Genomic DNA, 13,042 nt, shown 5'->3' with positions numbered 1-13,042 from the left:
GGGGTGAAAGCGACGGCCGTGGGGGCTCGGTGGTTCAGGAGGGTCTGTTGACAGTGAACACCGGGCTGAAGTCCATGCTCTTCGGCACCTCGAGCAGCCTGCGCACCTGGTTGCCCTTCAGGTCGATGACCTGGACCTCGTCCTTGCTCGGCGCGTCCTGCTCCCAGCAGTACAGGTGGGCGTCGTCGTACCAGCCGAGCACCTTGTCGCAGTCGGAGGAGAACTTGCGCACCCGCTTGCCCGTGGCGGAGTCCCAGAGGCAGTGGTCGCCGTCCCCGCCGTTCGGGCAGTCGGTGACGAACTGCTCGCCCGAGATCGAGAAGATGTCCTGCGTGCCGGCCGAGAGTGTGCCGACGCCCGGCGCGTCGTGCGTCTTCTTCCCGTCGGCGCCGAAGAAGCGCAGCCCCACGTTCTTGGGCTCCTCGCCGGCGCCGGTCTTGCCCGCCATGTCGTAGACGTTGACGACGCCCTGCTCGGCGCCGTCCCAGCCGTACGGCGTGGTGCGGACGGCGGGATCGTCGATCATGATGGTCTTCGCCTCTCCCTGCACCGCGTCGATGATGACGACGCCCAGGTACACCCAGGTCTTGTCGCCCGTCTTCTTCTCGACGTTGAGCAGGATCTTCGTGCCGTCCTTCGACCACGCCCGCATCGTGCTGACCATCGGCTCCTTCACCGTCTTGACGGTCTTGCGGTCGCCGGTGCGCCGGTCGGCGATCACGACGAAGTCGTAGTCGTCGGAGCTGTAGCTGCGGCCGCGGGTGGCCAGGTAGCGCCCGCCGGGGGAGACCAGCGACTCCCAGTTCGCCGCGTACTTGGTGAAGGCGCCGCGTTCCGGGCCCCTCGCGTAGTCGATCCAGTCGTCGTTGGCCTTGTCGTAGATCTCGTACGAGGTGAGCACGATCGCGTCGCCGGGCGTCTCGAACAGGCCGATCGCGCCGCCGGGCAGCTGCTTCCTCGGCCCCTCCTCCGGCACCGGGCCGAGAGTGGGGGACGGCGAGGGGGTGGTGCGCTGCGGCGTGGTGCGCCCCGCCGAGGGGGTCGTCGCGGGCGGGTCGGCGGTCACGCGGCCGGACCTGTCCATGCTCACGACGACGATGACGCCGGCGAGCAGGAGTAACGCGCAGGCGATGGTGATGCCTGCGACGAGCGGCGCCCGGCTCTTCCTGGGCCGTCCCGGCTGCTGCGGGTGGTAGGAGCCGGGGTGCGTGGGCAGCTGCCCGTACGGCGGCTGCGGAGGCCACTGGCCGGGCATGCTGGGCGGCCCCTGGTAGGCGGGCCCGTGCGGGTGCTGCTGATGGGGCGGCGGCGGGGGAGGCGGGAGCGGCGCGGGCGCCGCGGCGGCGGCGGCCTGCGCGAGCATCCCCGAGTTGGGCCCGGTGTTGGAGACGGGGTGCTGGAGCAGGCGCATGAGCACCTGCTCCGCGGTGGGCCGCTGCGCCGGGTCCTTGGCCAGGCAGGCGGCCACCACCTCGCGCAGCGTGCCGTCGAGCGCGCCGAGGTCGGGCTGCGAGTTGAGCACCCGGTTGATGACGGCGGGCATGGTGTCGCTGCCGAACGGCGCCCGGCCCGACGCCGCGAAGATCATCGTGCTGGCCCACGCGAACAGGTCGGCCGCCGGGCCCACCTGGTGCCCCATGATCTGCTCCGGCGGCATGTACGCGGGCGTGCCGACGACCATGCTGCTGATCGTCGAGGTCGCGTTGAGCGCCCTGGCGATGCCGAAGTCGATCACCCGCGCGCCGTCGGCGCCGATGATGACGTTGGCCGGCTTGAAGTCGCGGTGGACGATCCCGGCCTGGTGGATCGCGGCGAGCGCGGTGGCGGTGCCGATGGCCAGCCGGTGCAGGACCGTTCCCGCGCGCGGCCCCTCCTCCTGCACGACGCGCTGGAGCGACGGCCCCTCGATGTACTCGCTGACGATGTAGGGGCGGTCCTGCTCGACCCCGGTGCCGAGGACGGCCGCGGTGCAGAACGGCGCCACCTGCTGGGCGACCTGCACCTCGCGCAGGAAGCGTTCGACGCTGACCTCGTCGCCGGACAGGTCGGGCCGCAGCCACTTGACCGCCACCTGCGTGCCGGCGGGGTCGGTGGCCAGATAGACGACGCCCTGGCCGCCCTCGCCGAGCCTGCCGAGGAGATCCAGGCCCCCCAGCCTCTGAGGATCTCCGGGTCGTAGCGGAGCGAAGGATGGCATGAGGGGATTGTGTCCCCATGCGGCGGATCCGCAAAAACTACCGGCGAGTAGCAATCCGGAATATCCTTCGGACATGCATGTGACGTCCAGCGGAGAGACCCGGGTCATCACCGCCCCCTTCACCGGGGAACCCATCGCCGAGCTGCCCGTCTCCGCCCCGGACGACGTGCACGCGGCCTACGCCGCCGCCAGGGCCGCGCAGCGGGACTGGGCCGCGCGCCCCGCCGCCGAGCGGGCCAGGCCGTTCCTTCTCCTGCACGACGCGATACTCGACCGCAGGAACGAGATCCTCGACATCGTCCAGGACGAGACCGGCAAGGCCCGCAAGCACGCCTTCGAGGAGGTGCTCGACGTCGCCGGCTGCGCGCTCTACTACGCCCGCCGCGCGTCCCGCCTGCTCGCGCCGCGCGCCCGCAAGGGCATCTTCCCGGTCGCCACCCGCGTCAGCGAGCTGCGCAGGCCCAAGGGCGTCGTCGCGCTCATCTCCCCGTGGAACTACCCGCTCTCGCTCGGCGTCACCGACGCGGTGCCCGCGCTGCTCGCCGGCAACGCCCTCGTGCACAAACCCGACACCCAGACCGCGATGTCCACCCTGTGGACCATCGACCTGCTCGCCGAGCTGGGCATGCCCCGCCAGATCTGGCAGGTCGTGCTCGGCGAGCCCGCCGACATCGGCGACGCCCTGCTCGACGGCGCCGACTACGTCGCGTTCACCGGCTCCACCCGGGCCGGCAGGAAGATCGCCGAGGAGGCGGCCAAGCGGCTCGTCGGCTGCTCGCTCGAACTCGGCGGCAAGAACCCGATGCTCGTGCTCGACGACGCCGACCTCGACAGGGCCGTCCAGGGCGCGCTCAGGGCCTGCTTCACCAACGCCGGGCAGCTCTGCCTGTCCGTCGAGCGCCTGTACGTGCACGCCTCCCTGTTCGACTCCTTCGCCGCCCGCCTCGCCGCGCAGGCGGCGAACCTCAGGCTCGGCGCGGGCCGCGACTGGTCCGCCGACATGGGGTCGCTCACCTCGCGCCGCCAGCTCGACGCCGTCAGCGCGTACGTGGACGACGCCGTGGCCAAGGGGGCGGCCGTCCTCACCGGCGGCAGGGCCAGGCCCGACGTCGGCCCGCTGTTCTACGAGCCGACCGTGCTCACCGGCGTCACCGAGGAGATGCGGCTGTGCCGCGAGGAGACGTTCGGCCCCGTCGTCGCCCTCCACCCGTTCACCACCGACGACGAGGCGGTCGAGCTGGCCAACGACACCGGCTACGGGCTCAACGCCTCCGTCTGGACCTCCGACACGCGGCGCGGCAGGGCGCTGGCCGCCAGGATCAACGCGGGCACCGTCAACGTCAACGAGGGGTACGCCTCGGCCTACGCCTCCTACGACGCGCCGATGGGCGGCATGAAGGCGTCGGGGCTGGGCCGCAGGCACGGCGCCGAGGGGCTGCTGCGCTACACCGAGTCCCAGACGGTGGCCTCGCAGGCGTCCTGGCTGGGCTTCGACGCGCCGGCCGGGATGCCGTACGAGAAGTGGGCGGGCGTGCTCGCGACCACGCTGAAGACGATGCGGAGGCTCAGGCTCAAGTGACCTTCGACGTCCTCGTGATCGGGTCGGGGTTCGGCGGCAGCGTCGCCGCGCTCAGGCTCACCGAGAAGGGCTACCGCGTCGGCGTGCTGGAGGCCGGACGGCGCTTCGACGAGTCCACGCTGCCCGCCACCTCCTGGCAGGCGCGCGACTTCCTGTGGGCGCCCTGGCTCGGCATGAAGGGCATCCAGCGCATCCACCTGCTGCGGGGCGAGCGCGGCAGCCGGGTGCTGGTGCTCGCGGGCGCCGGCGTCGGCGGCGGCTCCCTCGTCTACGCCAACACGCTGTACGAGCCGCTCGACCCGTTCTTCCGCGACCCGCAGTGGGCGGGCATCACCGACTGGAAGTCGGAGCTCGCGCCCCACTACGACCAGGCCAGGCGGATGCTCGGCGTGGTCGTGAACCCCACCTTCACCCCCGCCGACCGGATCATGCGCAGGGTGGCCGACACCATGGGCGTCGGCGACACCTTCCGCCTCGCGCCCGTCGGCGTGTACTTCGGCGAGGACGGCGTCGACCCGTACTTCGGCGGCGCGGGGCCCGCCCGGCGCGGCTGCGTCGAGTGCGGCGAGTGCATGACGGGCTGCCGCCACGGCGCCAAGAACATGCTCACCGAGAACTACCTGTACCTGGCCGAGCGGGCCGGTGCCAGGGTGTACGCCGAGTGCACGGTCACGTCGGTGCGCCCGCTGCCCGGCGGCGGCTACGAGGTGCTCGCCCGCAGGACCGGCTCGCTCACCCGGCGGCGCGTGTTCAGGGCCCGCCAGGTCGTCTTCGCCGCGGGGACGTACGGCACCCAGCGGCTGCTGCACCGGCTGCGCGGGAACGGGACGCTGCCCCGCGTGTCGGCCAGGCTGGGCGTGCTGACCAGGACCAACTCCGAGGCGCTGCTCGGCGCCGAGCGCCAGGAGCGGGGCGGCGAGAAGCTCAACAGGGGCGTGGCCATCACCTCCTCCATCCACCCCGACGCCGAGACCCACATCGAGCCGGTGCGCTACGGCGACGGCTCCAACGCGATGGGCCTGCTGCGCACCCTGCTCGTGGACGGCGGCGCGGCCGGTGGTGCGGCCGGGGGCGAGGGCGGCGGCCGGTCGAGGTGGCGCGCCTTCGCGCGGGAGGTGGCCGCGCGCCCTGCCGCCGCGCTGCGCCTGCTCGACCTGCGCCGCTGGTCCGAGCGGACCGTCATCGCGCTGGTCATGCAGGCCAAGGACAACTCGATCACCGTGCGCGGCACCCGCTGGGGCGGCCTGCGCTCCTCTCCCGGCCACGGCGAGCCCAATCCCACCTGGATCCCCGCCGGGCACGAGGCGGTGCGGCACGCCGCCGCGCAGCTCGGCGGCATCGCCGGCGGCACCTGGCTCGACCTGGTCGACGTCCCGACCACCGCGCACTTCCTCGGCGGCTGCGCCATCGGCGACTCGCCGCGGACCGGCGTCATCGACCCCTACCACCGCCTGTACGGGCACGAGGGGCTGCACGTCGTGGACGGCTCGGCCGTGTCGGCGAACCTCGGCGTGAACCCCTCGCTCACCATCACGGCGCAGGCCGAGCGGGCGATGTCGTTCTGGCCGAACGCGGGCGACCCCGACCCGCGACCGCCGCTCGGCGGGGCCTACGTCCGGCTGACCCCGATCGCCCCCCGCCACCCTGCCGTCCCTGAGGACGCCCCCGCCGCCCTCCGCCGCTGAGCCCGGCCGGGCGGCACCGCCGGGTCTCGGGGGTGCGGCTCGTGGGCCGGTTTCCCGGTGGAATAAGGAAATGTCCCGGAATGTCGTAGCTGGGCATGGAGATGCGCTACATCGGCGGGCCCACGGCGGTCATCGAGATCGGCGGCGTCCGGCTGCTCACCGACCCCACGTTCGACCCGCCCGGCGAGTTCCCCGTCGGCGCCCGCGTGCTGACGAAGACCGCGGGCCCCGCGCTCGGCCCCGCCGACGTCGGCCCCGTGGACGCCGTGCTGCTCTCGCACGACCAGCACCCCGACAACCTCGACCCCGCCGGCCGGGCGTACCTGCGGTCCGTCCCGCTCGCGCTCTCCACCGGCTCCGCCGCCGCCCGCCTCGGCGGCCCCGTCCGCGCCCTGCCCGCCTGGACCGCCGCCGACGTCGGCCCCGTACGGGTGACCGCCGTTCCCGCCCAGCACGGACCCGACGGCAGCGAGCACCTGGTGGGCGAGGTGACCGGGTTCGTCCTCAGCGGCGAGGGCCTGCCCACCGTGTACGTCAGCGGCGACAACGCCTCCCTGGACGTCGTACGCGCCGTCGCGGGACGGGTCGGCCCGGTGGACGTCGCGGTGCTGTTCGCAGGCGCCGCCCGCACCCCGCTCGTGGCCGACTACCTGACGCTGACCAGCGAGGCCGCCGCCACGGCCGCCGAGATCCTCGGCGCCCGCGAGGTCGTGCCGCTGCACTTCGAGCACTGGACGCACTTCACGCAGGGCAGGGAGACGCTGGAGAAGGCGTTCGCGGGATTCGGCGGAAAGCTGAACCTGCTCGCCCCGGGCGAACACCTCGTGATCCGCTGATCCGCCTCTGCCATCGTTGCGGGCATGACCTGGGCCGAGAAGGCGCTCGACGCGCTGGCGGCGGGCCCGCCCACGCCGCTGATCGAGCTCCCCGTGCGCGCGCCGGGCGTCAGGCTGCTGCTGAAGGACGAGTCCGCCCACCCCACCGGCAGCCTGCGGCACCGGCACGCCAGGGCGCTGTTCCGCCGCGCCGTGCTCGACGGCCTCGTCACCGAGGGCGGCACGGTGGTCGAGGCCACCGGCGGCAACGCCGCCACCGCCCAGGCGTGGTTCGCGCGGCGCCTCGGCCTGCCCTACGTCGTCGTCATGCCGGGCAGGCGCAGCGAGGAGCGGGCGCGGGCCGTCGAGGCGCTCGGCGGCGAGTGCAGGTTCGTCACCCCACCCCTGGCCATCTACGACGCCGCCAGGCGCGTCGAAGGCCACTTCCTCGACCAGTTCGGCAGGGCCGCCGAACACGACCTCGCCGAGGAGCTGTTCGCCCAGGTCCGCCCCGACTGGGTGGTCACCGGCGCCCACACCGGCGCCACCTCGGCCACACTCGGCCGCTGGGTGCGCGAGCATGGCCTGTCCTGCCGCGTCGCCGTCGCCGACCCCGAGCACTCCGCGTACTTCCCCGGCTGGACCCTCGACGCGCCCGACTACTCCACCGGCATGCCGTCACGCGTCGAAGGGGTGGGCAGGCCGCGCGTCGAGCCGGGCTTCCGCCCCGACCTCGTCGACCTGGTGATCCCCGTTCCCGACTCCGCGAGCGTGGCCGCGGCCCGCCGGGTCAGGGCCGTGACCGGCCTGCCCGTGGGCCCGTCCACCGGCACCGCCCTGTGGGCGGCGCTGGAGCTCGCCGGCCGCATGGCGGCACGCGGCGAGACCGGCACGATCGTCTCGCTCGTCGGCGACGCGCACGACCGCCACCTCGCCGGGTGCCACGACCCGCGGTGGGCGGCGGCCAAGGGCCTCGACCCAGGCCCCCACGAGGCCCGCCTGCTCGCCCTCACGTAGCTCACGTCGCCGCCGCTGAGCCCGCGCCTGCTCGCCCTCACGTAGCTCACGTCGCCGCCGCTGAGCCCGCGCCTGCTCGCCCTGACGCGGCCGGAGGCACGAGCCGCGGCCGTTCGCTCTACCGCAGCCGGTGCGAGACCCACACGTTCGGCTCCACGTACACCGCGTGGTCGTGCTCGACGGCGCAGTGCACCGGCGTCAGCGCCCCCGGCACCTCGACCGGGCCCGTCTCGTCGAACGGCAGGCCCGTCCACGCCCGCCACTCCGCCAGCGTCCCCGGCACCACCATCGAGCGCGGCGCCACCTTGACGATCGTCCCGCCCGCCCGTACGTGCACCCGCAGCCACGCGTCGTACGGCAGGCCGTCCTCGCGGGTGCGGAACGCGTACTCCGCCATGGGGGTGCGCGGCTCCAGGTGCTTCCTGTTGGGCCGCACCGGCGCCACCAGCTCGGCGAAGCCGCGCCGCGCCGCGTGCTCCCGCATGGCCGCCACCATCAGCGGAGACAGGCCGGTGCCGAGCAGGTCCTTCCTGACCGTGATCTCCAGCGCCGAGATCCGGTCGGCCTCCGCGCCGGTCTCCCCGGTCAGCCACCCGGCCCTGATCACGCCGTCCCACCCGTCGTCGGGCATCGGGTCGCCGTCCGTCCGGTACGGGATCATGCACCCCCGCGCCACCAGCCTGCCGGGCTCCCGGTCGTCGTCGGCCACCAGCACGTACTCCGGGTAGGTCGTGACCGCGACGGAGTAGAACAGGTCCGCGAGGGGGTCGTGGAGCACGAACTCCTCCCAGCCGGTCTCCATGTCCCACAACCCGGGCCCGAACTCCGGCCGCTCCGCCAGCGTCGTGATCCGCAACATGACGATCATTGTCCACTGGTCAAGACGAAGGCGTGAAAGAGTAACGTCAGCCACATGACGGACCTTGATGCCAGGCTGCGCGCCATCACCGACATGTTGATGGCCGAGGCCCGCGAAGCAGGCGGCAGGCACGAGTACGACGGCAGGATCCAGGACCTCTCGCCGGACGGCGTGCGCGCCGGGCTCGACCGGCTCGGGCACGGCGACCTGCCCGCCGACCCCCACGACGCCGAGCACGTCAAGGTGTTCGAGGAGAGCCTGCGCGTCCAGTTCGGCGAGCTGGAGCTGCACCGCCGCAACCCCCTCCTCCACCTGTCCAACCTCGAACTGGCCGGCTACGACCGCGACTACGGCCCCGAGGAGGAGCGGGCCGCCGCCAGGGCCGCGCACCTCGCGCTGTGGCCGGAGGCGGTCGAGTGCGCCGTCGCCTCGCTCGACCGGGTCGCGGCGCCCGTCGCCCAGTCGTTGCTGGGCGCGGTGAAGGGCCTGGCGGCGGGCGTGTCGGACGACGCCGCGCTCCAGGCGCACGGCAGGCTCGTCGCGCACGTCGAGCGGGCCGCCGCCGAGGGCGACCCCGACGCGGCGCTCGGCGGCGAGGCGCTCGCCAGGCTGATGGGCGCCGGCGAGGGCCTGCCGGTGGACCTCGGCAGGCTGGCCGAGCGGGCCGACGCCGAGCGCGACCGGCTCACGGCGCTGCTCACGGAGTCCTGCGAGAAGCTGGGGCACGGCGGCAGGCCGCCGCTCGACGTCGTACGCGAGCTGGTCAGGGACCACCCCGGCCCCGACGGCGTGATCGAGGCCGCCAGGGTGGGCACCGAGCGGGCCATCGCGTTCACCAGGGAGAAGGACCTCGTGCCGTACCACGACGGCGAGTGCCTGGTGGGCCTGGCGCCCGAGTCGCGCCGCTGGGCGATGGCGATGATGTCGTGGAACTGCCCCGGCGAGCCGGAAGGCCCGTCGTGGTACCACATCACCCCGCCCGACCCGTCCTGGCCCGAGCAGGAGCAGGAGGAGTGGCTGGAGGTGTTCAGCGCGACCACGCTGCCCGCGATCAACGTGCACGAGGTCGCCCCCGGCCACTTCTCGCACGCCCGCGCGCTGCGCAGGGCCCCCTCCGACGTGCGGCGGCTGCTGCAGTCCGCGGCGTTCATCGAGGGCTGGGCGCACTACGCCGAGGAGCTGTGCGTGGAGGAGGGCTTCGCCCCCGACGACCCGCGCTTCGAGATCGGCGTCTGGGTGGAGGCGCTGATCCGCGTCACGCGGCTGGCCTGCGCCATCGGCGTCCACACCGGGCAGATGACGGTGGAGGAGGGCGCCCGGCGGTTCGCCTCCGACACCCACCTGGCCGGTCCCGCGGCCCTGTCCGAGGCGCGCCGGGCCTCGTTCGACCCCACCTACGGCCGCTACACCTGGGGCAAGCTGCTCATCCTCGACCTGCGTGAGCGGGCGAGGAAGGAGTGGGGCGCCGGGTTCAGCGTCCAGCGTTTCCACAAGGCCCTGCTCGACCTGGGCGCCCCGCCCCTGGGCCTGATCGACGCGGTGCTGTAGCCGACCTACGGGGCTGCTGAGGTTCCGCGGCGCCGGTACGGGAGGTCCTGGTGAATGCGGGGGCCGATACACTGAGGTCACCGCATTCGCCTTTGGGGGGTTCTCTCGGTGTCAGAGTTCGACACAGTGCTCGTCGTCGACTTCGGCGCACAGTACGCACAGCTCATCGCCAGGCGGGTGCGCGAGTGCCACGTCTACTCAGAGATCGTCCCCTCGACGATGTCGGTCGAGGAGATGATGGCCAAGAACCCGAAGGCGATCATCCTGTCCGGCGGCCCGTCGTCGGTCTACGCCGAGGGCGCCCCCGCCGTGCCGACGGGCCTGTTCACCACGGGCGTGCCCACGTTCGGCATCTGCTACGGCTTCCAGGCCATGGCCCAGGCGCTGGGCGGCGAGGTGGCCCGCACCGGCGTCGCCGAGTACGGCGGCACCACCCTCGACGTGCTGCGCGAAGGCGTGATCTTCGCCGGGCTGCCCGCCACCCAGAAGGTCTGGATGTCCCACGGCGACAGCGTCGCCGCCGCCCCCGAGGGCTTCACCGTCACCGCCTCCACCGGCGAGACCCCGGTCGCCGCCTTCGAGCACCCCGAGCGCGGCCTGTACGGCGTGCAGTTCCACCCCGAGGTGCTCCACTCCGAGCACGGCCAGACGGTGCTCAAGCACTTCCTCGACGCGGCCGGCTGCCGCCCCACCTGGACGATGCTCAACATCGTCGAGGACTCCGTCGAGGCGGTCCGCCGCCAGGTGGGCGACGGCCGCGCCATCTGCGCGCTGTCCGGCGGCGTCGACTCCGCGGTGGCCGCCGCCATCGTCCAGCGCGCCATCGGCGAGCGCCTCACCTGCGTCTTCGTCGACCACGGCCTGCTGCGCAAGGGTGAGGCCGAGCAGGTCGAGCGCGACTTCGTGGCCGCCACCGGCGTGAAGCTCCGCGTCGTCGACGCCTCCGACCGGTTCCTGAAGGCGCTGGAGGGCGTCACCGACCCCGAGGAGAAGCGCAAGATCATCGGCCGCGAGTTCATCCGCGTCTTCGAGGACGAGCAGCGCGCCATCCTGGCCGACGGCCCCGTCGACTTCCTCGTGCAGGGCACCCTCTACCCCGACGTCGTCGAGTCGGGCGGCGGCACCGGCACCGCCAACATCAAGTCCCACCACAACGTGGGCGGCCTCCCTGAAGACCTGCGCTTCGAGCTGGTCGAGCCGCTGCGCGCCCTGTTCAAGGACGAGGTGCGGCGCGCGGGCGAGGAGCTCGGGCTGCCGCCCGCGATGGTCTGGCGCCAGCCGTTCCCCGGCCCCGGCCTCGGCATCCGCATCGTCGGCGAGGTCACCCGCGACCGCCTCGACATCCTGCGCGAGGCCGACGCCATCGCCCGCGAAGAGCTGTCGCGCGCCGGCCTCGACAGGGAGATCTGGCAGTGCCCGGTGGTGCTGCTCGCCGACGTCCGCTCCGTCGGCGTCCAGGGCGACGGCCGCACCTACGGCCACCCGGTCGTGCTGCGCCCGGTGACCTCCGAGGACGCGATGACCGCCGACTGGGCGCGGGTGCCGTACGACGTGCTGGCCCGCATCTCCACCCGCATCACCAACGAGGTCCGCGAGATCAACCGGGTCGTCGTCGACGTCACCAGCAAGCCTCCGGGCACCATCGAGTGGGAGTAGGCGCCCGCTCGGTGCTCTCCTCCTCGGTCAGGGCGGCGCGGGCAGCGCGCCGCCCCGGCAGCACGGCGCCCGCTCGCCTACTGGTCGTCCTCGCCGAGGGCGCGTCTGTCGGAGACGTGCGGAGGCTGCTGCGTCTGCTCGGTCGGCCGGGCCTCCGCCGTGTCCGTCCCCTCGCGGTCGGCGTCCGCGTCCGGCCCTCCCCGCTGCGGCTCCGGTGGCGGCTGCGCGGGCCGGTCGTCGTCTCCTGAGGGGCGGGGCCGTGACGTCAGGCGGCGGACGAGGGCGAGCGGTGGCCGTACCAGCGCGCCCAGGAGCAGCGGCACCAGCATCGCCCCGATCACGATCGGCGCGGCCATGTAACGGAAGTCCTGTGCCGAGATGTTGGCGAGCACCGCGAGCTGCTGCCCCGCCACCACCGCCGCCACCCCGGCCACCCAGCGGTTACGCAGAGCCAGCGCGCCCAGCGCCACCGCCAGGTACGCCAGGTACGCCCACGCCGCGCCCCGCCACAGCACCCAGTCGTACTGCGGGGCGAGCGCGTTCGTGAGCCACGGGTCGGCCACCCGGTTGAGCTCCGGCGACAGCGGCCTGAGCGAGAACACCGAACGGCCAGGGAAGTCCGGCACCTTCGTGGGCCCCACGTACGTGTCGGCGTTCGGCCGCCGCGAGAACCGGTACGTCTGCCCTCCGACCGCCCACTCGTCCTGCACCGGCCGCCAGGCGATCGCGCCACGGCAGAGGCGGGCGTCCACCACGACCTTCGGGTCGGCGAACAGCAGCCGCTTCCACAGGTCGAGCAGCTCGCTCGCGTGCGCGTCCGCCTGCGGCCAGCTGAAGTCACGCCGCCAGATCAGCGGGTTGATCGTGTAGCAGGTGCCGCCCTCGTACCAGCGGCTGAGCGGCGCCACCGCCTCCATGAGCGCCCTGTCCCGATCGGTGAACAGGTCGGGACGCTCCCGGTAGGCGACCGCGATGTCGCCGAAGGCGGTGTGGTAGACGTACGTCTTCGACGGGGCCTGGATGCCGGCGTGGGGGAGCACCACGTTCGTGAGCAGCAGCGGCAGGCCCGCCGCCAGCACGCCCGTCAGCAGCAGCCGCAGCCGCCCCGACGCGACGACCGTCAGCAGCACCAGCACCGCCACGCCCACGACCAGGAAGCCGTTCGCGCGGAACAGCCCGAGCAGCGTCATCAGCACGCCGAGCGACACCAGCAGCGGAACCGTCACCGCGCGCCTGGCCGCCATCCGCGCGCACACCCCGGCGATCGCCACCGCGCAGACGGTGAACGGAACGTCCTTCCACAGGGTGACGGTGAACGCCCCGACCGTGGGGGCGAACGGCAGCAGCATCGCCACCACGGTCGTCAGCAGGCGCGGCGCGCCTATCGCCTTCAGCGACTGCGCCAGGTACGTCAGCGCCGCCGCCATCGCCGTCGTCTGCCCGAGCGTCACCGCGCCCAGGTCGCCGGTCCTGGTGAAGCTGAGCCACACCAGCGCGTCGTACAGCGCCGAGTGGTCGCTCACCCACGGCCCCACCATGGTGTGGCTGAGGTAGAGGACCGAGTCGCGGCTGAACAGCCCCGGGTGGAACGCGGCCCACCAGCAGGCCAGCACGCCCTGGACGACCGCGAAGGTCGCGAGCGCCACCCACGGCACGGGCTTTCTCATGGTGTCGCTCAGCATCGTT

Annotated in this window: 9 protein-coding genes; 6 read left to right on the top strand and 3 right to left on the bottom strand. The window is 73.4% G+C overall.

The window, feature by feature from the left end:
* Positions 1 to 34 precede the first annotated feature (34 nt).
* Positions 35 to 2,197: a serine/threonine protein kinase gene (locus tag BMX74_RS20790; protein WP_177227451.1), complete on the bottom strand. Its 2,163-nt coding sequence runs from the start codon at positions 2,195 to 2,197 to the stop codon at positions 35 to 37.
* A 73-nt stretch (positions 2,198 to 2,270) separates the two neighbouring features.
* Here BMX74_RS20790 and BMX74_RS20785 point away from each other — a divergent pair, with 73 nt between their 5' ends.
* From BMX74_RS20785 to BMX74_RS20770, 4 genes are all read left to right on the top strand, one after another.
* Positions 2,271 to 3,776: a succinic semialdehyde dehydrogenase gene (locus BMX74_RS20785; protein WP_091102258.1), complete on the top strand. Its 1,506-nt coding sequence runs from the start codon at positions 2,271 to 2,273 to the stop codon at positions 3,774 to 3,776.
* The gene (locus BMX74_RS20780) at positions 3,773 to 5,461 is read left to right on the top strand and encodes an FAD-dependent oxidoreductase (protein ID WP_091102256.1); all 1,689 of its coding nucleotides are present in this window, start codon (positions 3,773 to 3,775) and stop codon (positions 5,459 to 5,461) included. Before BMX74_RS20785 ends, BMX74_RS20780 begins: the two co-directional genes overlap by 4 nt.
* Positions 5,462 to 5,556: 95 nt before the next feature.
* Positions 5,557 to 6,297: an MBL fold metallo-hydrolase gene (locus tag BMX74_RS20775; protein WP_055506450.1), complete on the top strand. Its 741-nt coding sequence runs from the start codon at positions 5,557 to 5,559 to the stop codon at positions 6,295 to 6,297.
* Positions 6,298 to 6,321: 24 nt separating this feature from the next.
* Positions 6,322 to 7,293, top strand: a complete 972-nt coding sequence (locus tag BMX74_RS20770) for a PLP-dependent cysteine synthase family protein (RefSeq protein WP_091102254.1) — start codon at positions 6,322 to 6,324, stop codon at positions 7,291 to 7,293.
* Positions 7,294 to 7,411: 118 nt separating this feature from the next.
* On the opposite strand, the gene BMX74_RS20765 is transcribed toward BMX74_RS20770, so the two are convergent.
* On the bottom strand, positions 7,412 to 8,152 hold the full coding sequence (locus tag BMX74_RS20765; protein WP_236714996.1) for an N-acetyltransferase: 741 nt from the start codon (positions 8,150 to 8,152) through the stop codon (positions 7,412 to 7,414).
* Positions 8,153 to 8,206: 54 nt separating this feature from the next.
* On the opposite strand from BMX74_RS20765, the gene BMX74_RS20760 reads away from it, so the two are divergent.
* Both BMX74_RS20760 and guaA read left to right on the top strand, forming a co-directional pair.
* A complete protein-coding gene (locus tag BMX74_RS20760) occupies positions 8,207 to 9,700 on the top strand; it encodes a DUF885 family protein (protein ID WP_055506453.1) in 1,494 nt (497 codons plus the stop codon).
* A 108-nt stretch (positions 9,701 to 9,808) separates the two neighbouring features.
* Positions 9,809 to 11,356 carry a glutamine-hydrolyzing GMP synthase gene (guaA, locus tag BMX74_RS20755; protein WP_091102252.1) on the top strand — a complete coding sequence of 516 codons (1,548 nt, stop codon included), beginning with the start codon at positions 9,809 to 9,811 and terminating at the stop codon, positions 11,354 to 11,356.
* A 77-nt stretch (positions 11,357 to 11,433) separates the two neighbouring features.
* Here the strand turns inward: guaA and BMX74_RS20750 are convergent, their stop codons facing one another.
* On the bottom strand, positions 11,434 to 13,038 hold the full coding sequence (locus tag BMX74_RS20750; protein WP_143078707.1) for a hypothetical protein: 1,605 nt from the start codon (positions 13,036 to 13,038) through the stop codon (positions 11,434 to 11,436).
* Positions 13,039 to 13,042 lie beyond the last annotated feature (4 nt).

It is taken from the genome of Nonomuraea pusilla, from assembly GCF_900109355.1.
GTDB lineage: Bacteria > Actinomycetota > Actinomycetes > Streptosporangiales > Streptosporangiaceae > Nonomuraea > Nonomuraea pusilla.
Note: the sequence above shows the minus strand (reverse complement) of the source record. Positions and strands in the feature narration are given on the sequence as shown.